This window comes from Vreelandella sp. 162(4c), assembly GCF_058152265.1.
In genome coordinates this window covers 3,321,863-3,346,034 of record NZ_CM176981.1, presented here as the reverse complement: position 1 = coordinate 3,346,034, position 24,172 = coordinate 3,321,863, and the positions used below count along the sequence as shown (strand labels likewise).

At 55.4% G+C, this 24,172-nt stretch carries 24 protein-coding genes and 1 riboswitch; of the genes, 13 read left to right on the top strand and 11 right to left on the bottom strand.

What is annotated here, in order from left to right:
- Positions 1-10: 10 nt before the first annotated feature.
- The gene (locus tag AC4EYZ_RS15385; RefSeq protein WP_223828091.1) at positions 11-1,417 is read right to left on the bottom strand and encodes an aminotransferase; all 1,407 of its coding nucleotides are present in this window, start codon (positions 1,415-1,417) and stop codon (positions 11-13) included.
- Between the two features lie 154 nt (positions 1,418-1,571).
- Between AC4EYZ_RS15385 and AC4EYZ_RS15380 the strand changes: the two genes are divergently transcribed.
- Both AC4EYZ_RS15380 and AC4EYZ_RS15375 read left to right on the top strand, forming a co-directional pair.
- Positions 1,572-2,819, top strand: a complete 1,248-nt coding sequence (locus tag AC4EYZ_RS15380) for a M20 family metallo-hydrolase (protein WP_490203863.1) — start codon at positions 1,572-1,574, stop codon at positions 2,817-2,819.
- A complete protein-coding gene (locus AC4EYZ_RS15375) occupies positions 2,816-4,315 on the top strand; it encodes an aldehyde dehydrogenase (RefSeq protein ID WP_474191501.1) in 1,500 nt (499 codons plus the stop codon). The genes AC4EYZ_RS15380 and AC4EYZ_RS15375 overlap by 4 nt, the downstream gene beginning before the upstream one ends.
- Positions 4,316-4,319: 4 nt before the next feature.
- Here the strand turns inward: AC4EYZ_RS15375 and AC4EYZ_RS15370 are convergent, their stop codons facing one another.
- Entirely contained in the window at positions 4,320-5,165 is an 846-nt protein-coding gene (locus AC4EYZ_RS15370) for a helix-turn-helix transcriptional regulator (protein WP_022521658.1), read from the bottom strand.
- Between the two features lie 216 nt (positions 5,166-5,381).
- Here AC4EYZ_RS15370 and AC4EYZ_RS15365 point away from each other — a divergent pair, with 216 nt between their 5' ends.
- Both AC4EYZ_RS15365 and AC4EYZ_RS15360 read left to right on the top strand, forming a co-directional pair.
- Complete coding sequence (locus AC4EYZ_RS15365; RefSeq protein WP_231500588.1) at positions 5,382-5,645, top strand: TspO/MBR family protein; 264 nt, start codon at positions 5,382-5,384, stop codon at positions 5,643-5,645.
- Positions 5,646-5,685: 40 nt separating this feature from the next.
- Positions 5,686-6,288 carry a cell division protein ZipA C-terminal FtsZ-binding domain-containing protein gene (locus AC4EYZ_RS15360; protein ID WP_039857361.1) on the top strand — a complete coding sequence of 201 codons (603 nt, stop codon included), beginning with the start codon at positions 5,686-5,688 and terminating at the stop codon, positions 6,286-6,288.
- A 30-nt stretch (positions 6,289-6,318) separates the two neighbouring features.
- Here AC4EYZ_RS15360 and AC4EYZ_RS15355 read toward each other — a convergent pair whose 3' ends face one another.
- Positions 6,319-7,908, bottom strand: coding sequence for an ABC-F family ATPase (locus AC4EYZ_RS15355; RefSeq protein WP_022521655.1), 1,590 nt, complete (start codon positions 7,906-7,908; stop codon positions 6,319-6,321).
- A gap of 114 nt (positions 7,909-8,022) precedes the next feature.
- A complete protein-coding gene (locus tag AC4EYZ_RS15350) occupies positions 8,023-8,877 on the bottom strand; it encodes a sirohydrochlorin chelatase (RefSeq protein WP_474191502.1) in 855 nt (284 codons plus the stop codon).
- Between the two features lie 130 nt (positions 8,878-9,007).
- Here AC4EYZ_RS15350 and AC4EYZ_RS15345 point away from each other — a divergent pair, with 130 nt between their 5' ends.
- Entirely contained in the window at positions 9,008-9,580 is a 573-nt protein-coding gene (locus AC4EYZ_RS15345; RefSeq protein ID WP_009285951.1) for a gamma-glutamylcyclotransferase, read from the top strand.
- A gap of 2 nt (positions 9,581-9,582) precedes the next feature.
- On the opposite strand, the gene AC4EYZ_RS15340 is transcribed toward AC4EYZ_RS15345, so the two are convergent.
- The 3 genes from AC4EYZ_RS15340 to AC4EYZ_RS15330 all read right to left on the bottom strand — a co-directional run bounded on the left by AC4EYZ_RS15340 (position 9,583) and on the right by AC4EYZ_RS15330 (position 10,925).
- Entirely contained in the window at positions 9,583-10,110 is a 528-nt protein-coding gene (locus AC4EYZ_RS15340; RefSeq protein WP_474191503.1) for an HPP family protein, read from the bottom strand.
- A gap of 203 nt (positions 10,111-10,313) precedes the next feature.
- Positions 10,314-10,610, bottom strand: a complete 297-nt coding sequence (locus AC4EYZ_RS15335; RefSeq protein WP_474191504.1) for a YciI family protein — start codon at positions 10,608-10,610, stop codon at positions 10,314-10,316.
- A 21-nt stretch (positions 10,611-10,631) separates the two neighbouring features.
- Positions 10,632-10,925, bottom strand: coding sequence for a hypothetical protein (locus AC4EYZ_RS15330; RefSeq protein WP_342584111.1), 294 nt, complete (start codon positions 10,923-10,925; stop codon positions 10,632-10,634).
- Positions 10,926-11,152: 227 nt separating this feature from the next.
- Here AC4EYZ_RS15330 and AC4EYZ_RS15325 point away from each other — a divergent pair, with 227 nt between their 5' ends.
- The 7 genes from AC4EYZ_RS15325 to AC4EYZ_RS15295 all read left to right on the top strand — a co-directional run bounded on the left by AC4EYZ_RS15325 (position 11,153) and on the right by AC4EYZ_RS15295 (position 19,310).
- Positions 11,153-12,826 (top strand): isovaleryl-CoA dehydrogenase, encoded by a 1,674-nt coding sequence (locus AC4EYZ_RS15325; RefSeq protein ID WP_474191505.1) that lies wholly within the window; start codon positions 11,153-11,155, stop codon positions 12,824-12,826.
- A 116-nt stretch (positions 12,827-12,942) separates the two neighbouring features.
- Positions 12,943-13,044: riboswitch (glycine riboswitch) on the top strand.
- Between the two features lie 161 nt (positions 13,045-13,205).
- Positions 13,206-14,468: a D-amino acid dehydrogenase gene (locus AC4EYZ_RS15320; RefSeq protein WP_474191506.1), complete on the top strand. Its 1,263-nt coding sequence runs from the start codon at positions 13,206-13,208 to the stop codon at positions 14,466-14,468.
- Positions 14,469-14,535: 67 nt separating this feature from the next.
- A complete protein-coding gene (locus tag AC4EYZ_RS15315) occupies positions 14,536-15,462 on the top strand; it encodes a LysR family transcriptional regulator (protein WP_141440578.1) in 927 nt (308 codons plus the stop codon).
- A 126-nt stretch (positions 15,463-15,588) separates the two neighbouring features.
- Positions 15,589-16,623: a TRAP transporter substrate-binding protein DctP gene (dctP, locus tag AC4EYZ_RS15310; protein ID WP_009285955.1), complete on the top strand. Its 1,035-nt coding sequence runs from the start codon at positions 15,589-15,591 to the stop codon at positions 16,621-16,623.
- Positions 16,624-16,736: 113 nt separating this feature from the next.
- Complete coding sequence (locus tag AC4EYZ_RS15305; RefSeq protein ID WP_051051763.1) at positions 16,737-17,228, top strand: TRAP transporter small permease; 492 nt, start codon at positions 16,737-16,739, stop codon at positions 17,226-17,228.
- Positions 17,225-18,499, top strand: coding sequence for a TRAP transporter large permease (locus AC4EYZ_RS15300; RefSeq protein WP_474191507.1), 1,275 nt, complete (start codon positions 17,225-17,227; stop codon positions 18,497-18,499). Before AC4EYZ_RS15305 ends, AC4EYZ_RS15300 begins: the two co-directional genes overlap by 4 nt.
- A gap of 49 nt (positions 18,500-18,548) precedes the next feature.
- Positions 18,549-19,310, top strand: coding sequence for a M15 family metallopeptidase (locus tag AC4EYZ_RS15295; protein WP_474191508.1), 762 nt, complete (start codon positions 18,549-18,551; stop codon positions 19,308-19,310).
- A 29-nt stretch (positions 19,311-19,339) separates the two neighbouring features.
- Here the strand turns inward: AC4EYZ_RS15295 and AC4EYZ_RS15290 are convergent, their stop codons facing one another.
- The 4 genes from AC4EYZ_RS15290 to AC4EYZ_RS15275 form a co-directional block, all read right to left on the bottom strand.
- Entirely contained in the window at positions 19,340-20,107 is a 768-nt protein-coding gene (locus AC4EYZ_RS15290; RefSeq protein WP_180089723.1) for an amino acid ABC transporter ATP-binding protein, read from the bottom strand.
- Complete coding sequence (locus tag AC4EYZ_RS15285) at positions 20,100-20,765, bottom strand: amino acid ABC transporter permease (RefSeq protein ID WP_022521644.1); 666 nt, start codon at positions 20,763-20,765, stop codon at positions 20,100-20,102. Before AC4EYZ_RS15285 ends, AC4EYZ_RS15290 begins: the two co-directional genes overlap by 8 nt.
- Before the next feature lie 22 nt (positions 20,766-20,787).
- The gene (locus AC4EYZ_RS15280; protein ID WP_022521643.1) at positions 20,788-21,429 is read right to left on the bottom strand and encodes an amino acid ABC transporter permease; all 642 of its coding nucleotides are present in this window, start codon (positions 21,427-21,429) and stop codon (positions 20,788-20,790) included.
- Between the two features lie 65 nt (positions 21,430-21,494).
- Entirely contained in the window at positions 21,495-22,352 is an 858-nt protein-coding gene (locus AC4EYZ_RS15275; protein WP_009285958.1) for a transporter substrate-binding domain-containing protein, read from the bottom strand.
- A 301-nt stretch (positions 22,353-22,653) separates the two neighbouring features.
- Between AC4EYZ_RS15275 and pdxR the strand changes: the two genes are divergently transcribed.
- Complete coding sequence (pdxR, locus tag AC4EYZ_RS15270; protein ID WP_039857911.1) at positions 22,654-24,156, top strand: MocR-like pyridoxine biosynthesis transcription factor PdxR; 1,503 nt, start codon at positions 22,654-22,656, stop codon at positions 24,154-24,156.
- The last annotated feature ends 16 nt before the right edge of the window (positions 24,157-24,172 follow it).

The window sequence follows — 24,172 nt, the reverse complement described above, 5'->3', positions numbered from 1 at the left end:
ATAGCAGTGTTTATAGGTAACCATCCGCTTTAAGTGAGCGCGTGGTGGCGGCAAACGCTTCGTCGAGAATAGCAACGACGTCGTCGACTACTTGACGCGTCCAGATCAGGGGCGGCGAGATGATATTGAGATGACCAACCGGCCGAATAATCAAACCACGTTTCTGTGCTTCAGCGGCCACGCGGTCACCTACGCGCGCGTCAACGGGGAGTAATTCTTTGGTTGTTTTATTAGCCACATTTTCAATCGCCATCATGAAATGACTGCCACGTATATCACCTACCGTTTCATGAGAGGCGAGCGTTTTGAGCTTGGATTCAAGATAGGGGCCAACTTCGCGAACATTCTCACAAATGCCTTCGCGCTCAATGATTTCGATATTTTTAAGCGCTGCAGCACAGCTCACGGGATGCCCAGAATAGGTGAAGCCGGTGCTCAATACTCCGCCGGGGCCTTGAGGAGTACTTAGCACCGCATACAGGGCGTCAGATATCAGCGTTGCACCTAATGGGGCATACCCAGACGAAAGCCCTTTCGCCACATTGATAATATCAGGCTGGGTTTCAAACACGGCTTCTGAGGCAAAGAAGTGCCCTAAACGTCCAAAGCCCGTCACCACTTCATCAGCAATAAACAGAATATCGTTGGCACGGCATATGGCCTGCACGCGGGAATGGTAGCCCTGTGGTGCCATCAACACGCCCCCCGCGCCCATGATGGGCTCAGCAATAAAGGCCGCTATGTTATCCGCTCCTAGCCGGTCAATGGTTTGTTCGAGTTCGTCGGCCAAGTGATCACAATACTCGGCCTCACTCATCCCCTCTGGACGGCGATAGCAGTTGGCTTCGCTCAGATGGGTCACCAGATCAAGCGTATCGAACTGCCAGTTATTGCTGGCGATACCGGTCAGGCTCGCCGCCATGTAGGTGGTGCCGTGGTAGGCGTTGGTGCGCGACAATATCCGCTTTTTCGAAGGCTTGCCCAAGCGATTGAAGTAGTAATGCACAAGCCGGATGGTGGCATCGTTTGCCGTTGACCCGCCGCAGCTATAAAACACATGGTTCAAGTGGGCAGGCGCAAGCTCTGCGAGCTTGGCCGCCAGCTCGGTGGCCGGGGCATTGGAGAGATTGTTAAAAGTGGAAAAGTAGGCCATGCGTGTGGCTTGCTCGGCCATCGCCTGGCCAATTTCGGCACGGCCGTGGCCCACATTGACACACCACAGGCCGGCAATCCCATCGATAAAGCGGTTGCCGTGTGCATCTTCGACATAGATACCATCACTGTCGGTAATTAAGTCACAGCCATTTTCGTGGAACACACTGAAGTCGGTAAAGGGATGGATAAAGTGATTTTTATCTTTTTGCCAAAGGTCTTGCGCGTCGTAAGAGCCTTTCGCCTGCTGTTGAGTCATCGTCATACCCTCGCTTATTAGGAAGCCGTTGTTGAGGTGACTTCACAGGCTAGCGGGGAAAACAGTGTCGGGAATATATCCCCATTGGGGTATATCGGCTGCGCGAAAGGCCTCCTATGGTGGATCTCCTTAACCCAACAAACACAACAGGAGACACGCCATGCAAGTGTCCATTGATGGCCAGCGATTGTGGTCAAGTTTAATGGCCATGGCAGAGATCGGCGCTACCCCCAATGGCGGCAGCAACCGCTTGGCATTGACACCCGAAGATACCGCCGGTCGGCAGCAGTTGATCGAGTGGTGCGCCGATATTGGCTGCCATGTTCGCAGTGATGCCGTGGGGAACCTTTTTTTCCGCCGACCCGGTGCACGTGACGACCTGGAGCCCGCCGCTGTCGGCAGCCACCTGGATACACAGCCCAAAGGCGGTCGTTTCGACGGCGTGCTGGGGGTTCTCGCGGGTCTGGAAGTGTTTCGCACCCTGCACGACCAGCAAATCGTTACCGAGCGCCCCCTTGAGCTGATCGTTTGGACGAACGAGGAAGGCAGCCGTTTTGCCCCCGCGATGATGGCTTCCGGCACCTATGCGGGGGTGTTTACTGTGGAGAAGACCCTAGCTCGCCAGGACGAACAAGGGATTAGTTTTGGACAGGCCCTTGAGGAGACAGGCATAAAGGGAAGCCTGCCTATTGGCGAGCCTCGGTTAGCCAGTTTTCTGGAACTGCATATCGAACAGGGGCCGGTACTTGAAGAGGAGGGCTTAGATATCGGTGTAGTCACTGGGGTGCAAGGGATGCGCTGGTTTGACCTGACGATTGAAGGCAACGCTGCCCATGCGGGCACCACCCCCATGGCATATCGTCACGACGCCCTGGCCGCTGCCGCCCGGCTCATTGATCGGCTATACGCCATCGCCGCCACCGACACCAGCGGTGACAGCAAGGTGACCTTTGGCTGCCTGGAGATCGATACGCCTTCTCGCAACGTGATTCCCGCCCAGGTCACCATGACTGTCGACCTCCGTCATGTGCACGATGATCAGCTAGACGCGCTGGAGGCTCGCTTCTATAGCGAGCTAGAGGCCTTGGTAGAGGCCTTTGGTGTCAAAGTAACGCCGCAACGCCTCTGGAACTCCCCAGTAGTGGCCTTCAACGAGCAGTGCATTGCGTCCATCGAGCAGGCCACAAAGGCACGCGGCATTGCTTACCGCCGTATGCTCAGTGGGGCGGGCCATGATGCGGTGTATGTATCACGGGTGGCGCCCACCGCGATGATCTTTATTCCCTGCCGCGATGGCATCAGCCATAACGAAGCCGAGTACTCAACACCAGAGCAGTGTGCACTTGGCACCCAGGTGCTGTGCGACGCGCTACTGCATAACGCTAACTACCTTGAGGCTACCCAATGAGCACAACTTCCCCCACGAACCTAGCCGAGTGGCAAGCACTGGCGAAAAAACTCTCCTTTGAAACCCGTGCCTATATCAACGACACCTTTGTCGATGCACAGCGTGGAGCCACACTATCCACGGTGAACCCAGCCACCGGCGAAGTGTTGGCTGAGGTCGCCAGCTGTGATGACGCTGATGCCGAGCTCGCTACCCGCGCAGCTCGGCAGGCCTTTGATCGGGGAGAGTGGTCGCGACTCGCCCCAGGTCAGCGCAAAGCCACGCTGCTTGACCTGGCGGCGTTAATGCAGGCCCATAGACACGAGCTTGCCCTGCTAGACACTCTGGATATGGGGAAACCGATTACCAGTGCGCTGGGGGATATTGACGGTGCCATCGGCTGCCTGCGTTATACCGCCGAAAGTATCGATAAGCTTTATGGCGAGGTGGCGCCGACGGGAGAACATCACCTCGGCTTGATTGTGCGCGAGCCACTCGGGGTGGTGGTCTCCATCGTACCCTGGAACTTCCCATTGATGATGACCGCCTGGAAGATTGCACCGGCATTGGCGGCAGGTAACAGCGTTATTCTCAAACCGTCAGAAAAGTCGCCGCTATCGGCGCTATGCCTTGCCCAGCTAAGCCAACAAGCAGGCCTACCCGCTGGGGTGTTTCAAGTGCTCCCCGGCTATGGCCATACCGTGGGTAAAGCGCTGGCCCTGTCGATGCAGGTCGACTGCCTCGCCTTTACCGGTTCCACTCCCGTGGGCAAACAGCTCATGCAGTACGCAGGCCAATCCAATTTGAAACGCGTTTATCTGGAGTGCGGTGGCAAAAGCCCCAACATCATCTTTGCCGACTGCAAAAATCTAGACGCCGCAGCTCAGCACGCGGCCGCGGCGATTTTTCATAACCAAGGTGAAGTCTGTATCGCTGGCTCGCGGCTATTGGTGGAAAACAGCATTCGCCACGCTTTCGTCGAGAAAGTGGTGGACGCTGCGGCTGCCATGCAACCAGGCGATCCACTCGACCCGCAAAGCTTTATGGGGGCGATGGTGGATGACACTCAATACCAACGAGTGCTTGATTATATCCGTCAGGGGCAGGAAGAGGGCGCCACGCTACGCTCGGGCGGGCAGCCGTTAGATGGCCCTGGACTCTTTATTCCCCCTACCGTGTTTGACGATGTCACCCCAGCCATGACCATAGGTCGCGAAGAGATCTTCGGGCCGGTGCTGTCGGTGTTTGGCTTCGATACCGAAGAAGAGGCCTTGGCACTTGCCAACGACAGCGACTACGGCTTGGCTGCCGCCGTCTGGAGCCAGGACATTGATCGTATTATGCGCGTCTCACGCAAGCTGCACTCCGGGCAAGTCTACGTTAACAACTGGGCAGGCCCGGACATGACAGTGCCGTTCGGTGGGGTTAAGCAATCCGGTAATGGACGGGATAAATCGCTTCACTCGCTTGACGAGTATACCGAGATCAAAACCATCTGGATGGCGCTACAAACCTAGCACCTTAACCTCTCAACTGCCGGGAAATGAGAGCCACGTGTTCAAGAAATAGCTGGAACAACTGCGATTGACTGGAGACATCCAGACGCTGGTAAATATGCTTGCGGTGTACCTTCACAGTGCCATCGCTGATATCCAGTTCCCGGGCCGCCGATTTGGTGGAGTGCCCCGCGAGCAACAGACGAACGATTTCCTGTTCACGTGCCGTTAAAACCTCTCGGCCAAAGCTTACGAAGGCAGCTTCCACCGGGGCGTCCTTTTCCAATGTCGGCTGGAAGAGGACGCCCTGCCACTTCCAGAACTCCATCAACAAGGTTTCGATCATCGGCACTACATTCTTCAACACCTGCAACGCACGTCGTTTCAAGGGAGCCTCTGCCTGAAAGCCCAGCGATACCACCATCAAGACATCATCCCCCACACGTGCGAAGAGGCCAACCTCATCCGCTAATCCTAACGCACGATAATAGTGAGCATAGTAATCACTGGATTCAAAACGATCAGGGGCTAGCTCCCGCAACCGGTGCACACCGCTATCCAGGCCACCACTCATGGCGGTAAAAAAAGGATCCAATAAATACGCACCGCTGAGGTAGCGATCTATCGCTTGAGGGCGATTTTCTGACGGGTAATCGTCGTGAATCAGTAGTGGTCTATGACGCCCTTTGTAGGTATTGATCAGAATCGTATCGAAACCGGTTAGCGCGCGCAGCACTTGCTCCAGACGAACGGGGAAATCGCGCTGTCCCGATGAGCGTACCAAGCTCGCCATATGCCGATGCCAAGCTGCACTTCCCGCACTTGCCAGAAAGGTACTATCGATATCATCGGTTGTTGAGCAGTATTTCATGAGTAGCGCTTCATTAGGTTGTTTGACAAAACAATACTGCCTTGCGCGAACACGGTAAACTCAGGCAATACAATTGACTCATTACGGCTCGTGATTACTTTGTGTTGAGCCTCTTGGATAAACGCTGCTAGGCTATTGATTCTTTCGTTTGAACATACAGGTAATGAATGCTTGCTTCGCTATTAGCGCTGCTGGTGTCTCTACTGCTCGTCGGCCTTGCCGCCACGACTGGGTGCGCGCTTTCGGCCTGATGGTTGGTTCCGCGAACTAAGTAAGCCAAGCTGGACACCACCGAATATCGCTTTCCCCTTCGCTTGGGGCATACTGTATTTGTTGATGGCTATCGTCGCTTGGCGTATTTATATGGCGGATGACTCAGTATGGCGCTCAGCAAGCTTAGCGGCTTACGCGCTGCAGCTTATGGTCAATGCCGCGTGGTCGTGGCTGTTCTTTGGGCGTAAACAAACTGTCGTCGGCTAAATAAAGCCTGAGCGCTGATTAAAAAAAGGATTCTGAGAGTATGGATCGCACCACTACTATAATAGTACTCGCCTTCGCATCGCTGGTATTAGGCGCAATGGCAACAGCGATATTTATATATGTCATTGTGCCCTGGCGCCGCCGACGGCGCGCAGCGAAAGCGAAAGCCGCTGCGCCTCGTCCGGTACAAGCAGACAACTCTGAAAAAGCTCAAGAACCTGACACCCCTGCACCCTCAAAGCAAACTAAAAAAGTGAAGCAGCATTCGCTTTTTATAATCTTTGATCAACCCAGTGAAGATTCAGACGAGCGCCTTACCCAGTGGCTACGGGAGAAAGACGCTCACTACGACGCGCTCAAGAAGATATTTTTAATCGACGGCCAACAGCCTTCCAACCCAGTCACTATTGCCAACGCCTTTCCACCCGGGGAAATGCCTGACCTGCTGCGCGGGGAAACCCATGAGCCCATCAAGGGTATTAGCTTATTAGTGAAACCACCGCTACGTAAGCGACGTAATCAACAAATGCATGTCTACGTAGAACTCGCCAAAGAGATGCAGACGGTGTTTAGCGGCAAAATGCTCAATGACGAGCGCGAACTCGCCACCGACAGCACCTTTGAGCAAATTATCGGCGAATAGATTTACAGAGCTATGCTGACAAAAACAACGTCACACGACTCCCTGGCTGCGTAGGTAGTCATCGTAGCTGCCGCTGAAATCGACAATGCCTTCCGGCTGCATATCAATAATGCGCGTGGCCAGTGACGAGACGAACTCGCGGTCGTGGCTCACAAACATCAGCGTGCCGGGGTAGTTCTCCAGGGCCAGGTTCAACGCCTCGATAGACTCCATATCCAGGTGGTTAGTCGGCTCATCCATCAGCATTACATTGGGCTGAGTAAGGATTAACTTACCAAACAGCATACGCCCCTGCTCGCCACCGGAAATGACCTTCACCGATTTTCCAATATCGTCGCTGGAAAACAGCATCCGCCCCAGAGCACCGCGAACCACCTGCTCGCCACCTTGAGTCCATGCTGACATCCACTCAAACAACGTGGCATCGACGGCAAAGTCGTCGCTGTGATCCTGAGCAAAAACCCCCACTTCAGCGGCTTCGGTCCACTTCACTTCGCCCGCGTCGGGGTGTAACTCGCCCGCCAGGGTTTTCAGCAGCGTGGTTTTGCCGATGCCGTTGGGGCCGATAATAGCAATGCGCTCACCGGCTTCCACGGTCATGGAAAGACGCTCGAACAGCGGCTTGTCGCCCTCATAGCTCTTGGTAATGCCGTCCACGTTGACGGCATTACGGTGGATTTTCTTCGCCTGATCAAAGCGGATAAAGGGGCTTACGCGGCTGGAAGGCTTGATATCTTCCAGTTTGATTTTATCGATTTGACGCGCTCTAGACGTAGCCTGCTTAGCTTTCGAGGCGTTAGCGGAGAAGCGGCTCACGAACTGCTGCAGCTCGGCAATCTGGGCCTTTTTCTTGGCGTTATCCGAGTGCTGACGCTCGCGAACAGCGGTGGCGGCGGTCATGTAATCATCGTAGTTACCCGGGAACAGGGTGATTTCACCGTAATCCAGATCCGCCATATGGGTACAAACGCTGTTCAGGAAGTGTCGGTCGTGGGAGATGATGATCATGGTGCTGCTGCGCGCTTTAAGAATATCTTCCAGCCAGCGGATGGTGTTGATATCCAGGTGGTTGGTCGGCTCATCCAGCAACAGTACATCCGGGTCAGCGAATAGCGCCTGGGCGAGCAGCACGCGCAGCTTCCAGCCGGGAGAGACTTCGCTCATCGGGCCCGTGTGTTGCTCAATGGGAATGCCCAGGCCTAGCAGCAGTTCGCCTGCGCGGGGCTCGGCGGTGTAGCCGTCCAGCTCGGCGAAGCGCACTTCCAGGTCAGCGACGGCCATGCCGTCCTCTTCGCTCATCTCTGCCAGGGAGTAAATGCGTTCACGCTCAGCGGCGACCGACCAGAGCTCTACATTGCCCATGATCACGGTATCGATCACCCGCTCGTTTTCAAACGCAAACTGATCCTGACGCAGCTTACCCAGCCGTGTACTGCTATCCAGCATCACCTGGCCGGAAGTGGGCTCCAAATCGCCACCGAGAATTTTCATAAAGGTGGATTTGCCGCAGCCGTTCGCGCCAATCAGGCCGTAACGGTTGCCGTTATTGAATTTAACGGAGACATTTTCAAACAGGGGCTTGGCCCCAAACTGCATGGTGATATTGGCGGTAGCGATCACAAAAGGAGCCCTGGTTAGCGCATTGTCAGTAACGACGACAGCTTACAACGAATAGAAAGGCTCGCGATTCTACGCGCTATTAGGCGTGTATTCACCCATCAAACCCTAGTGGCGTCAGGCGATTGCCGGGATATCGAGTAGAAAGCGTTCATCATCAAGCGCTTGGCGCAGCCGCGAGTGCAATATATCAACGATCCCTTGATGCTCCCCCACCAGCTTCGTCGTGGTAACGAAAAGCCCTGGATACTGCTGTTCAGCCGCTGCACAAATCTCGGCAATATCGCCGCCCTCCCCGGCGTGGCGCCCCGGCGAAAGAAACAGCATCGCCAGGATCACCGAGCCTATCTTAAACTCGGGTAGCGCCAGCAAGTTTTCCAGCAGTGGCTCATTAAAGCGGTACTCATCGCCCTCGCGCCGCTCCATGGAGGCAGCGGCAACACACGCTACGTCATCGGCTAGCAGCACGCTAAGCTGCCCCGCCAGGCGGTTGCGTACGGCGGTAACCTCAGGAATCGGGCTGCCGTGATCCACCAGCGCCACATGCGGTTTAGTACCTGGGCGAAGCTTGTCGCGCACGTTATCGGCCAGCAGATGGGCTAAACGCAGGTCGTTATCGCCGAACTCATCCACTAAGGGCTGGGCTACCCGCACCTTAACGTGGGGAAAGCGCTCCTGCAGCGTGGCCATGCGCTCGGGCAGATAACCCGTCAGCGCTTTGCTGGGGCCAAAAAAGAACGGTAGCACGATAATCTCCGTTGCCCCCTGTTCGGCACAGCGTTCAGCGGCGGGGCCAAGGGTAGTGGCGGGAATACCTCCCACCTCATCCGCAGGAATCTTATTGGAGTGCAGCAACGAGGCCGCCTGCACGGTTTCGCCTACAAGCCCGCTAAGCGAAGCCGCCACGCGGCGTAAATTCAGCGTTGCCTGCGCTCGTAGCGAGCCGTTATCCACCAGAAAAATCGCGCGCATGGCTGCCTCCAGTCGTGGTCTTGGCAATCGTGTGGGTGATCAACCGTGACATGTTAAGATGGTGGTTTTACACCGTCGTTGGCCCCCATGTTACTTGAAAAATGTGCCTTAAAAACGCTGCCTGATACCGATGCTTGATACCACTGCACTTAACCAGCAAAGAAACTTCTTCGAAGGCCATGCGGCGATATGGCTATTCGGCTACGGCTCACTGATTTGGAAGGCTGACTTTGCCTACCTGGAGCGCCGCCCGGCGTATATACACGGCTGGGAGCGGCGATTTTGGCAGGGCTCCCATGATCACCGCGGCACGCCTGAAGCGCCTGGGCGGGTGGCAACGCTGATCCGCGCCAAAGATTCGATTTGCCACGGCATGGCCTACCGCATTGCCCCGGAAGTGCTCGCGCCGTTGGATGTGCGGGAGAAGAACGGCTATTTGCGGGAAAAAGTACCGCTGACGTTTATGGACGAGAAAGGCAACGGAACAGAACAGAGCGAAGGGCTTATTTATCTGGCCAGCGATGACAATCCGGCCTTTTTGGGCGACGCGCCGCTTGATGAGATCGCCCAGCAAATTGCCAACGCCCATGGGCCCAGCGGCCCCAACCGCGACTACTTGGTCAACCTCGCCGTGGCGCTGCGGGAACTAGGCGCCAAAGATGCCCATATCTTTGCTCTGGAACAACAGCTGAGCCAATTTTAACATTACCAGTAGCGCGGATAACGGCGGTGACGGGCAAGGTTATTGACCAATATGGCGATTACCAGCATCACTATACTGCCCGCTCCGATTGGCAAAAGAGGATACCACCACCCCAGTTGATGAACGCTGGCACCCCCGCCTACCGCAATCAGAGCCGCCGCGGCTCCCGGTGGGTGAACCGTATGGGTTAGCTGCATACCCAACACCGACAGTGATACGGCCAGAGCCATTGAGAGGGGTATCGCTCCCAGCAGTTGGTAGCAAGCAACGCCAATACCCGCGGAGAGCACGCTGCCAAAGAGTACATGGCTGGGCTGGGCAAAAGGGCTTTCAGGTGCTGCGTAGATGAGCACCGAGGTTGCACCGAAGGAGCCTACGATGAGCAGTTGTTGTGACAGCCACGCCGAGCTTAACCAGCAAATGACCGCCATACCGGTAAAGGCCCCGACCCATGACCAAAAAGCATCCTGCCAGCCTACCCGGGCACGCTTGACTGGCTGCCCCCGCATCTTGCCAAGATAAGTTTTCATTGCACTCGCTTTGCACAAAATGAGTGCAAATGATGCCAAAATGCACCAAATAAGCAAATGACAATCTATCATGCCCCTGATGAAACTGACTCAAGGGCAACACGATTGCTCATCATCAGTGTATGGGGTGTTAACCAAGGAGAGGAACGGGGGCATTATTTTATGACATTTTTTATAAACAATACCCGAGCTCGTTCGTCATACTATATAGAGGGATCAAACAGCTTAACTTCGCGTATATCGACCTGTTCCCAGACACGCTCAGTCATATAAGGCTCTTGCGCCAGCCAAGCCTCTAAATCTTCTCGAGTAGCAAATCTGAAATGTGCATTTGAACCGATCATTTTACCTTCATCGTTCAGCACTACCCCACCACTTACGAAATTACCCGACCGATAGAGACTACGCAGTCCTTCCAGGTGCGGCTCGCGACAAGCCAAGCGGCGGTTTAAGGCACCCTCATCGGTGTAATCATAGGCGACCAACGCAAACTGCTTCATCTACTCCTCCTCTCAGTGTGCCTACATCATCAACCACGAAAGAATAAACAGCCCCAATACGGTACGTACAATACCGCCGATTAGCGAGCCACGCAGAAACGCGCGCAAACCGCCCCACAGAATCAGCAGCCCAATCACTAAGACAGCAATGCTGAAAAAGGAATCACTGATCCCCAGCGAACGCGTCAGGCCATCGATGAAATCGCCGAACGCACCGAAGAAGTTGGTGAAAATGCCCAGCAGAAACTCAACCACCACGCGGATAGCTTCGCCGATAGTTTCGCCAATTTCGTCAAAAAAGCCGTTTGTCTGCATCGCGTTTGCTTGCATCGATAGTACCCGTGACTGAGAAGGATAAGCGGCATTGTCGGTTAAATACGCTGACTGAGCAAAGCAGGATCCATCCCTCCCCTCTTCGCCCTCCGTTTTTAGCGACTTTTCCGTCCAGCAACTATGCTCTCATAAGCGCTCCAAAATATATGAGTTGTAAAACGTTCGTTTAAACAATCACCCTTATCGTCGTTACACGCTAGGAGCCTGCCATGAACCATCATTACCCCCTGGCCGATCAACTCCAAGCTAATACCCATCAGGTGGAAAACCAGCCGCCACCGCTGGAAAGCTACAATAGCTACACAGCTGATCGCGCTCTTCAGGAAGGCGTTAACCGTGAAAGCGGGTCTGACGACGATGCCCCACTCAAGGCGTTTGGCCAGTGGGCAGGCTCCGCTGAGGCGATTGCTTTGGGGGTTGAGGCCAACCGTTACTCCCCCCAGTTAGTGACCCACGACCGGCAAGGCCATCGGGTCGATTTGATCGAGTTTCATCCCGCCTATCATCAGCTTATGCAAACGGCGATAGAGCACGGCTTGCATGCTAGCCCCTGGCGAACCCCTCGGCCCGGTGCGCATGTTTATCGGGCCGCCAACTACTTTTTACAGGCCCAGGTAGAAGCGGGCCATGGCTGCCCGATTACCATGACCTTTGCAGCCCTGCCCGCACTGCGCCATCAACCCAGCCTGCTTGAGAGCTGGGGCGATAAAATCACCGCCCCACATTACGACCCGCGCAACGTCCCCTATTTCGAGAAACAGGGCCTCACTCTGGGCATGGCAATGACCGAAAAGCAGGGTGGCTCCGATGTGCGTTTGAACACCACCCGCGCCTACCCGATTGATCAAGGCGGGCCGGGAGAAGCTTTTGAGCTGGTGGGGCATAAGTGGTTTGTCTCGGCGCCAATGTGCGATGCATTTCTGGTACTCGCCCAGGCGCCCGGCGGCTTGAGCTGTTTCTTGCTGCCACGCTGGCGGCCCGACGGCAGTAAGAACCCGCTTCATATACAACAGCTAAAACGTAAAATGGGCAATGTATCGAATGCTTCCAGCGAGACCGAGCTGCGGGGCGCCTTTGCCTGGATGGTGGGCGATGAAGGCCGCGGCGTGCGCACCATCATCGAGATGGTCGCCATGACCCGCTACGACTGCATGATTGGTTCAGCTGCCGGAATGCGCCAAGCCACCGCCCAGGCCATTCACCACGCTTCTCATCGCCATGCCTTTGGGGCGCGGCTCATCGAACAGCCGCTGATGCAGAACGTACTCGCTGACTTGGCCATTGAGAGCGAAGCCGCCACCACCTTAATGCTGCGCATGGCCCGCGCCATGGATCATCAGGACAACGAGCATGAGCGCCTGCTTTCGCGAATCGCCACCCCTGTGGGCAAGTACTGGATATGTAAGCGCACGCCCCACCACGCATACGAGGCAATGGAGGTGATTGGTGGAAGCGGCGTCATGGAGACCCACATAATGGCGCGCCTGTTTCGCGAGTCGCCCATCAACGCCATTTGGGAAGGCAGCGGAAATGTGCAGTGCTTGGATATCCTGCGCGCGATTGAAAAACAGCCCGAAGTGCTCGACGCCTACTTCGCCGAACTCGGCCTTTCACAGGGCGCCAATGGGCATCTTGACCGTTTTATCCACCAATTACAGCGGCAGATGCAGGATACTCAAACGCTCCAGTACCGCGCCCGCCAGTTGGCGGACGGCATGGCCCTAGCGTTACAGGGCGCCCTGCTGGTTCAGCACGCCCCCGCTTATGTGGCCGATGCATTCTGCGCTGGTCGCCTTGCCGACCGCAGTGGCCTCAATACAGGCACGCTACCCACCGGGCTGGATTGCGCGGCAATCATCCAGCGTGCCCGGCCCGTGGAATAAAACCCTTGGAGTGAGTCCTTGGAATAAGCGTTCACGACTATGGTCGTCTTCCATGCTAAAACTGATCGCGTAAAACTAATCACATTAAAAAACTATTTACATTAAAAGCCAGCAACAACGTGATAGTGGGAGAGCTTGGTGCATCACTCGTCGATGACGCCAGCGCCGAAGGAGCAACAGCCCCGGAAACTCTCAGGCAACCGGACCGCTATTACCTTAACTTTCCGAAGAGCGGCTGATGACTGCGTCACTCAGCCCACCGAAGGAGCAAGCGCACCCAACGGATGCGTGAATCTCTCAGGTTCCATGACGGAAGGGGTACGCCAACAGCTACGCCGTTAGGTGGTATTCCCGACGCTCATACAACCCGGAGAGAGTTATGCAACGTATTGCTGTTATCGGTGGTGGTATCACCGGCATTACCAGCGCCTACGCCCTGGCCAAACGTGGCTATGACGTCACCGTCTTTGAAAAGCATCGTTACGCCGCCATGGAGACCTCATTCGCCAACGGCGGTCAGCTCTCGGCCTCCAACGCCGAAGTGTGGAACCACTGGCCAACCGTGATCAAGGGTCTGCGCTGGATGCTCAGAAACGACGCCCCGCTACTGGTTAATCCCCGCCCAAGCTGGCACAAGCTCAGCTGGTTTGGCGAGTTTATCGCCTCGATCCCCCGCTACGCTGCCAACACTACCGAAACCGCCCGCCTGGCCATTGCCGCCCGAGAGCACCTGTTTCAGTGGGCAAAAGACGAGCAGATCGATTTTGACCTCAAGCAGAAAGGGATTTTGCATATCTACCGCGATAAAGCGGGCTATGACCACGCCGCCAAGGTATCGCAACTGCTTAGCAAAGGCGGACTAGAGCGCCAAGCAGTCTCCCCCGATGAGATGCGCGCCATTGAGCCCACTCTGGCGGGCAGCTACTACGGCGGCTTCTATACCGAAAGCGATGCCACCGGCGATATCCATAAGTTTACCCACAGCCTGGCTCAAGCCGCCGCGCGCCGCGGCGTAACGCTTAAATATGGTCACAGCGTCCAGGATATCGGCGCCGATCAACAGCACGCCTGGATCACCGCCACGCTTGAAGGCGAGGCTGACGGTGACCCGGTGCGCGAAACCTTTGATAGCGTGGTGGTATGCGCCGGGGTGGGCAGCCGTGCTCTGGCTGCCAAGCTAGGCGATCGGGTCAATATCTACCCGGTCAAAGGCTACTCGATCACCGTGCAGCTCGATGACGCTGCCTCCCAACAGGCAGCGCCCACCGTTAGCCTGCTCGATGATGAGACCAAGTTAGTGACCAGCCGCCTGGGCGATGACCGCTTCCGTATTGCGGGCACCGCTGAGTTTAACGGCTTTAATCGCGATATCCGCGACAACCGTATCCGCCCGCTAATCCGCTGGGTGGAAGAGTGCTTCCCCGGCGTCAGCACTCGCCGCGTAGTACCTTGGGCAGGCCTGCGCCCGATGCTCCCTAACATGCTGCCCAAAGTCGGCCGCGGAAAATTACCCACAGTGTTTTACAACACCGGCCACGGCCACCTGGGCTGGACCCTCTCTGCCATCACCGCGGATATGCTCGCAGATGCGGTAGAGGATAAAAACGCCCACTCTCAGCAAGCCACCCAACCGCTAATCTAATCCCAACCGTGACATGTCCGGGCAGGCTTCCGGTAAGATATAAAACACTCCACCACAGGCGTGTTTTATGCTTAACCAGCGTGCATTAACCTACCTCAATGAAGTGATTCGCCGCGGCTCGCTCAGGCGTGCCGCGGCCCACCTGAATGTCGATGCTTCTGCCGTTAGCCGCCAACTAAAAGCACTAGAAGAAGAGTTGGATACCCAGCTATGCGAGCGGCACGGAAGAGGGATGCGCGCAACCGCAGCGGGCCAGCTACTGGTGCACCATTTTCATGCCCAGCGGGCTTCAGAAGAAGCGGTGCTCTCCCAGCTAATGGCACTTCAAAGCCTAACGAAAGGGGAAGTTCGTATTGCCGTGGGAGAAGGGTTTATCGCTGACCTGATCGCCGCACCGTTAGGCACTTTTATGTCAGCGTTTTCCGGTATCAATGTCGAAATTCGCATGGCGGGTGTCAACGAAGCGATGTCGTTACTCAAAGATCGTGAAGTGGATATAGCGCTACTTTATGCACCGCCGGTAGACCCGCAACTTTTCTGCCACGTGGAAACGCGCCAGCCGCTCGATGTGATTGTGCCCCCCAATCACCCACTAAATGATCTTAACCGCCCGGTAACCCTGCATGACTTAAAGGGGTGGCCCCTGGCGTTAATGGACAATCCTTTTGGTATGCGGCAAATGGTCAATATGGTGGCCCACCAGGAGCGCATTCATCTTGAAGCACGCCTGCACACCAACTCTGTTTCGGTGTTAAAGAATTTCGTCCGCTCAGGCATCGGCGTTACGTTTATGCCCGAACTCACCGTAGCGGATGAGATTGAGCGCGGAGAGATCTTCACACTACCCATGCAGTACCCGGTGATGAACGGTACGCGGGCACAAATTGTTAGCCTGAAAGGGCAGGAACTCCCGGTCGCCTCAATCACTTGCATCGATCATTTGCACAAAGGCATGCGCTTTTTCTCCGCCGATGCACCACGACTGTTGCAATAAAAGCCACAGTTTAGGTATTGCATAGTCAACACCTCAATACATAGTCTTCTAGTAAGCACTCCTTATAAATCCAATAACGCGCCCTTAGCGCCTCATAGCTCACGACAATAAACCAGGAGACTTACGATGTTTACTCAGCACTTTTCACCCAAACGACTCATCTCGGCTTGCCTGATTGGCTCTGCCATGATGGCAGGAAACACTCTTGCAGCCACCACCATTAATCTGAGTTACAACGGTGCCCCAGATCCCGAAAAGAATGCTGTCCACGTCTTTGCAGAGAACCTTAAAACGTTGGTAGACGAAAAAACTGACGGTGAGATACAGCTTGAGCTCTACCCGAATAGCATGCTGGGTGATGAAGAGGAGCGCATGGAACAAACCATGAATACGCCCATGCTCAACGTGGCGTCATTTGCAGGCGTCTCTCCTCTCGTTGATGAGATCTTCGTCAGCGCTATTCCGTTTCTGTTCGACGACTTTGCGGCGGCGCGTAGCTTCTTCGATGAAGGAGAGTATTGGCAGGAAGTCAGCAATGCTCTGCAGGAGCGTGCCGGTATCGATATGCTGGCGGTCGTCGAAGAGGGGGGCTTCCTGGCATTCACCAACAATGAACGGCCTATCAGCCACCCGGACGACTTCGAAGGGCTGCGTTTCCGGGCCATGGATCCCAGCCAGGTAGCCCTCTATGAATCCTTCGGTGCCTCCGGTACTCCCATTCCCTGGACAGAGACCTACATGGGACTGCGTACAGGAGTGGCCGACGGCCAGATGAACCCGCCGATGTATATCATCCTGGGCAGCCTCTACGAAGTGCAGGACTACCTGACCCTAGCCAATATCCAATACTCCGATCAGTTCCTGGTGGGCAATAGCGACATGATCGCAGGTTGGGACGATGAGCTTCGCAGCACCTTTATGGAGGCCGTCTCCGAAGCTAATCACAATGCCCGTGAGCACAACGAGGAACAGGTTGAGGCACGTATCGCCTACCTGGAAGAGCAAGGTATGGAAGTGATTCGCCCTTCTGAAGAGGAGCTCACCGCTTTCCGCGACATTGGCCAGCCCGCCTATCTTGAGTGGCTCGAAGAACGTGATATCGAGCAACGCTGGATCGATATGGCCCTGGAAGATGCAGGCATGAGCGAACTGCTCGACTAACGGCTGTTAACAACAGGGGCTGGTACCTTACCGGCCCCCTAATTTCCAGTACTTAATATCCCAGTACTGAATGTTCTAGTGCTTAACGTTTCTGTGCTTCCTGGAAGGCTGCCATGTTTAATACGCTTCGATCCCGTCTACTGGCGATCAGCCGCCCGGTGTCCCTAACCCTGGCGGGCGCGCTGCTATGCCTCAATGTTGCGGCCATATTGTATGGGGTGTTTGCCCGCTACATCGCCGGTGGTGCCCCTATTTGGACAGATGAGATATCGCGATTTTTGATTATCGCCACCGTGATGCTCGCGGCTGGCACCGTCTGGTCGGAAGGGGGTCACATGCGCGTTGGTCTGTTGGAGAAGCTACTGCCACCCCCTCTCGCGCGTTTGCTGAACGTGTACCAGTGGCTACTCACCCTGCTGATTGCAGCGGGGGGTGCCTGGGTCAGCTATCGCTATGCACTCTCGGTCAGCATGTTTACCACCTCAGGGCTTGGCATTAGCCGCACGGTGCCCCTCCTCTCGCTACCCGTTGGCTTTTTATTACTGGCTTGGCATGCGCTTCTCTATGGCCCCGCGCCACTTAAAACTGTCGAGGACACCTTATGATTGTGACTATGTTGGCGGTTTTCCTCGGCCATGTTCTGCTTGGGCTTCCTCTGTTCATCGCACTGCTGACCACCGCGATAGTGGGCTTTATGTTTGTCGACCCCTCGATGATTCCACGTATGCTGCCCCAGCAATTCTTTGGCGGTATCAATGTGTTCTCCTTGATGGCTATTCCGTTATTCATCTTCGCTGGCAACCTGATGAACGTCAGCGGCTTAACCGAGCGCTTGATGGGATTCGCCCGCCTGATAGTGGGGCACTTGCGGGGCGGTATGGGCCACGTCAACGTGGTGTCGAGCGTTTTCTTCGCAGGCGTCAATGGCTCAGCGGTGGCGGATACCTCGGCACTGGGGTCGCTGTTAGTACCTGCCATGGAAAAGGAGGGCTACTCAAGGGCTTTTGCCGCTGGGTTGACCGCCGGTAGCTCGCTGATCGGCCCGATTATTCCACCCAGTATCTTTATGATCCTCTACGCCTCACTGACCAACACCTCAGTAGGCGATCTATTTCTGGCGGGCGTAGTACCAGGTCTGCTGCTGGGGGTTGCCTTTATGGGCATGAACGCCTGGTATGCCTGGCGCCACCGATTACCCAAAAGTGGCCAGTTGCCCTCAATCGGCCAACTTGGCATAGCCTTCGCGGCCGCTCTGCCCGCGCTTATCGCTCCCTTTATTATTGTTGCTGGCATCGTGCTGGGCTTTGTGACGCCTACAGAATCGGGCGCGTTGACAGCGCTGTATGTGGCCTTATGTGGCTTTGTCCTGGGAGGGTTACGCTTTAAAGAGTGCTGGCAAGCCATCCTTGATACGGCACGCTTAACCTCGGCGATTTTTCTCATCATGGCGGCCTCGGCGACGATTAGCTGGCTGCTCTCCTATGCGCAAGTACCTGCGCAGTTTGTATCCCTGCTATCACCCTACGTGGACAATAGCGTGGTTATTTTATTGCTGCTTAGTGCGATCACCTTCATCACGGGCATGTTTATGGAGGAGGTGTCGGCATTGATGCTACTGACGCCGATCTTTGCGCCGGTGGCTATGATGGCGGGTATAGACCCCATTCATCTGGGCGTCATCATCACACTGAACATTACCATTGCATTGATCACGCCACCGCTGGGCGCCTGTGTGTTCGTGGCCGCCGCGGTTAGTCGGCTTGAGATAGTGTCGCTATTCAGAACCATTTGGCCCTTTGTACTGACGGCAATTGCGGTGCTTATTCTACTCATCCTTTTTCCATCGCTGACGCTGTGGCTGCCTACTCAGTTTTGACAACCAGTTTTAATAACCAGCTTGGATAACACTCTGCTTGGATAACATAATGCCTTTGAGCACACTATTGAAGGCCTTGCCGCCTATACCCAGCCATTCAGCGCCCTGCTGGGAACAGCTGCGCCGCGCGCCTATTGAAGATAACGGCGAGCGCCTGGTACCGATGAGCCTCGCCCCGGCACCGGTCAGCGTGTTCCCCGCCTATGCTCGGCTGGGTATTCCGGGAGCGGTGCCGGAGTGTTTCGTTCGTGAGGGGGTTTATCGGGCGCTACTTGCTGCGGCACGTAGCTTACCCGAGGGTATCGGGTTGATCGTACTGGATGGCTGGCGGCCATGGCGGGTGCAGCAGTACTTGTTTGATACCCTGCATGAAGCCATCCACCACCACCATCCAGATCTCAGCGAAGCGGAGCTATTGGAGCGTACAAGAGAATTCGTATCGGTACCCAGCCGCGATCCTTTAGCCCCCAGCCCGCACCTCACCGGCGGCGCCGTCGATGTCACGCTTTGTGATGCCGATGGCCTGCCACTGGATATGGGCACCTTGTTTGATGAAGCGCTCCCCGCCTCCCATAGCGACTATTTCGAAAAGCTGGAAATGCTTACCCCGCAGCAATATAAGGCGCGGGATAACCGCCGCCTGCTCTATCGCACCCTGCAGCAGCAAGGCTTCACCAACCTGCCCAGCGAGTGGTGGCACTTTGATTACGGCGATCAATTATGGGCCTACTACGGGCCGCATGATCATGCGCACTACGGCCCGGCAGAGCTGGATACCATAGAGAACCGCTGGCGCAGGCAGTTGGGGTAATGATCTAGCCAGCGCCAGATTCAGTGTGCTCACACCGCAGGCGCTTCAAGTTCCAGAAAGCGCCGTACTCGGTCGGTTTTAGGGTTCTCAAAGAACTCGCTGGGGTGGGATTTTTCAATGATGATGCCTTTGTCGAGAAAGACCACTTGATCGGAGACTGCCCGGGCGAACTCCATTTCGTGGGTCACCAGCACCATGGTGTAGCCTTCTTTGGAGAGGTCTTTGATCACCCCAAGCACTTCCCCCACCAGCTCTGGGTCGAGGGCTGAAGTGGGCTCATCGAACAGCATCACCTTAGGCTGCATGGCGAGTGCCCGCGCAATCGCCACCCGCTGCTTTTGCCCGCCGGAGAGGGTGTAGGGGTATTGTTCGCGTTTATCGGCCATGCCGACTTTTTCGAGCAGCGCCATGGCCCGCTCGTCAGCCTCGGTTTTGCTTAGCCCCTGAACATGAATAGGCGCCTCGGTGACATTGCGCAGCACGCTTAAATGAGGCCAGAGGTTAAAGCCTTGGAACACCATGCCCAAGCGCGCGCGCATGCCTGCCAGCTCACGGCGCGACATGGGTTTTCCTGAGTCGCTCACGCCGATGCGATCACCGGCAATACGGATGTCGCCCCGGTCGGGTTGCTCAAGCCAGTTGATGCAGCGTAGCAGGGTAGATTTACCCGAACCCGATGAGCCCAAAATACTCACCACTTCGCCGGGCTGAACTTCCAGCGATACATCCCGCAGCACTTCGGTGCCATCGAAGCTTTTGGAAAGGTTACGAATACTAACAGCGGCGGTCTCAGGCATTTTCGAATCCTCGCTTGGCGCCAAAACGGCCAATCATTTTGATAAATAGTTCTAAACCAATACTGATCAGCCAGTAGAAGCCGATCACCACGATGAACGCTTCCATGGGAATGAAGTAGGTGCTCGACAGGCTGCTCGCCGCCGCGGTGAGTTCGCGCACGGTGATGATCACCAGAAAGGCGGTGTCTTTGAGTAGGATAATCAACTGATTACCCAATAAGCCGCGGGTTTTCAAAATCAGCTGCGGCAAGATAATGCGCATAAACATTTGGGGCTGCGAGAACCCTTGGGCGATTGCTGCCTCTACCTGCCCTTGGGCGAAGGTAGCGCGGCAGCCGCGCAGAATCTCCGCGAAGTATGCGCCATGGTAGATCACCAGGGCGATAATCCCGGCCGTCCAGGCACTCATGCGGATGCCTGCACTAGGTAAGCCGTAATACAGCAGGTAGGCCAGGATCAAAAATGGCAGCATACGCATGCCATCGATAAAAATCCGCAGCGGAACCTTTAACCGTGGGCGGGAACCCTCCAATAAAAACACCATGGCGCTGCCCATTAAAAAAGCCAAGACAGCGGATAAACCAAATAGCTTTAAGGTGTTATAAAAACCACTTAAAAACACATCGTACGACGACCAAAGAATTTCCCAGTTGCTCATAGAGACTCCCTAAACGACCACCTTAAACGGCCAGCCGGCTGGCTTTACGCTCAGCCACACGTTGAAACCACACCAACAGACTGATAATCAGCATATACAGCGCCGCAGCCGCTAAAATGGGTGGCAGTGGGTCGTAGGTCACCGCCGAAATACGGTTGGTCACACGGGTCAGGTCGACGACTCCGATGACCGCAATGGCCGGGCTGCCTTTAATCAGAAACGACATCTCATTCACCAAGCCCGGCAGGCTGGTAATGGTGATTTGCGGCAGCATAATACGGCGGAAATAGACCCACGGTGTCATACCGATGGCCAGGGCCGCTTCACGCTGCTCTTTGGAGAAGTTGTTAAAGGCAGAGCGCCAGATTTCAGCGTTAAAAGCAGTGGTATTGAGGGTTAACGCGATAATACCGGCCACATTGCGGTTGAGGTTAACGCCCATGGTCGGCGCGGTTAAGAAGATAAACAGCACCAGCGTCACCAGCGGCGTTGCCCGCGCCAAGCTAATGTAGACGCCTAGCAATTGATGCAAAACGGGAATTTTGGCCACCCTAAGCAATGCAATCAAAAGCCCCATTACCACACCGATGGCAATGGAGATGCCGGATATCCAAAGCGTTGTCCAGGCGCCCTGGATGAGAAGCCCCCATGCGCTACTGTCCATGCTCACCCCCTAATTCGCGATAAGAAAACCGCCGCCCAGGCTGGGCGGCAGGCGAATGTGATGGCTTACATACCGGCCATTTCGTGGAACTCTTCCACTGAGGTGATAGGGGTTGTCGGCAGGTCATCAAAGGACTCGCCAAACCACTTTTCCTGCAGCTCGGCCAGGCGGCCAGAATCACGCAGGTGGCTCATAAAGTCGGTGATATAGGCCAGCAGTTGTGGGCTGTCTTTAGGCATCGGCCAGGCAACATAGCCAGGACCGGAGACCGCTTGACCGGCTTCAAATACGTCAGGGCGTTCACTGATCAGGTCATTAACCGGCACGATGGAGTTAATCACGTAATCGACACGACCGTTGGCCAGGTCAGCGTAGATTTCTGGATAGGCCTCATACTGCATTACGTCGCCCAGCTCGCCACCACTCTCTTCCAGCATGACCTCCAACTCTGGCAGGCGCGATAGCAGTGCACTGCCCGCCTGAACACCCAGCGTCATACCACTTAAGTCTTCAATGCTGTTGATACGGTCATCACCTGCCCGCTTAATGTAAAAGTGCTGTGCCGATGCAAACGGCGGCGCGTAGTTAAACACCCGCAGGCGTTCGTCGGTCACCGACGCGCCGGTAAGTGCCATGTCGTATTGGCCCGATGAAACCGAGGCCAAAAGCCCCGTCCAAGGCAAAATATCCTGGCGGATCTCGAAGTCAGCGTACTCCTCCAGTTCAATCAATATATCTTTGATAAAGCCATCGGGGTCGCTGCCACTCATAAAGTTAAACGGCGCGTAGTTATCTTCGGTGGCCACGCTCATATAGCCACGGCTCTCTATTTCATCTAAATCCGCAGCGGAAACGGTCAGTGACGCACTTAAAGCAAGCGCGCCGATGCTTATTGCGGAGGCTAAGGCAGCTATTTTTTTCATCGTCTGATATCCCCTAGGTTTTCAAAAATACGCTTTTAAAAAATAGGTTTTAGAAAAAGCAGTCAAAACATCGCTCGCCTTTGCGTTTGCAGTGGGTCTGCAAACAGTTGGGCGATATGCAGAAGCTGACTTCACCCTAGATTTTTATCCTCTCTGCGATTAGAGCCAGTTAGCGCAAATTAAAAGGACAGTTACCGATAGCCGCTGCCGACAACAGAACTGGCACGAAAGATGCTTTTGTTTAAGGAGAGATGCTTGAGTGAATGGGCTAGACGGCCAGGGTTTTGAAGAGGAGATGTGCATGACATCGCTGTGTCTTGAGGTCGACCCTAACGCTGGCGCCTGCCTGCAAGAACAATTACGCAAAACGCTGTTAGAAGCGATTCGTATGGGCAGTTTACCCAGCGAGGATGCGCTGCCCTCCTGCCGCAAGCTTTCGCAACAGCTGGGTATTTCGCGTAATACGGTGGCGATTGTTTACGAAAAGCTGGTCGAGGATGGCTATTTAATAAGTCGCCCCCGTAGCGGCTACTATTTACACCCTGATTATAACGACCCTCAATCAACGCTTAATTCATCACTAACAGCGTTAACCGAAACCAATAACGGCACAATAAGCGCACCAAACTGGCACAAACGCATTGCTCAGCGCCCTACTAACTACCAAGGCATTCTCAAACCCGGTAATTGGTCGGAATATGCCTACCCGTTTATTTACGGCCAGTTAGATACGCGACTTTTTCCGTTAGCCCAGTGGCGAGATGTTTCTCGGCGCTTATTGAGTTCGCAACGCGATAAACCCTGGCTGCGCGATCGTATTGACCAGGACGACCCGCTCCTGATTGAGCAATTGCGCAAACGTATTTTGCCGCGCCGGGGAATTTTTGCTCGCTCAGAAGAGATTCTGATCACCATGGGAACGCAAAATGCACTCTATCTGATCGCGCAACTGCTCTGCCATCGGGGCACTCGCGTGGCGCTAGAATCTCCCGGTTACCGCGAAGCAATGAATGTGTTTGCCCAGCGCGGTGCCTGCCTGCAGTTGCAAACCGTGGATACGGAAGGCATGCGTCTTGAGGGGTCTCAGCAGTGTGACTATCTGTACGTCATGCCCAGTCATCAGGTGCCCACAGGTGTGACCATGAGCCGCGAGAGGCGCGAAGCTCTACTGGCCCAGCTACCCCATCACGACCAAATCGTGATTGAGGATGACTACGACGCCGAGATTCATGGCGACCAGTTCGCACTGCCAGCCCTCAAAGCCAGCGCGCAGAGCGCCCGAATTATCTACATGGGCAGCTTATCCAAGGCGCTCTCGCCTGGTCTGCGCATGGGTTATGTCGTGGCCGATGCCGAGGTGATCGACGAGCTGCGAGCGCTGCGCCGTATGATGTACCGTCACCCACCCGCCGCGTTACAGCACCAGCTGGCACAGTTTATTTCTCAAGGCTATTACGAGCGCTACCTCAAACTGCATGTGGAGGAGATCGACCGGCGGCGCGACACGATGCGGCTCGCTATTGATCAGGCATTGCCCGGCTGCCTCAGCCACAGCAGCAGTCGTTCCAGCGCCTTCTGGATGGAAGCGGATGCGGGCATCGACACTCAGCGGCTAGCCTGGCATGCCGCCCAGCGGGGTGTGCTCATTGAACCCGGCTTCCAGCACTTCTTCGATGCCGCCCCGCCGCGGCGCTTTTTCCGGCTAGGGTTTGGCGCCATCGAGAGGGAGCGTATCGACCCAGGCATACAGCGCCTGGGCCTCGCCTACGATAACGCCCTGAGTACTTTAACAACGGGCACTTAAAACGGGCATTTAAAAA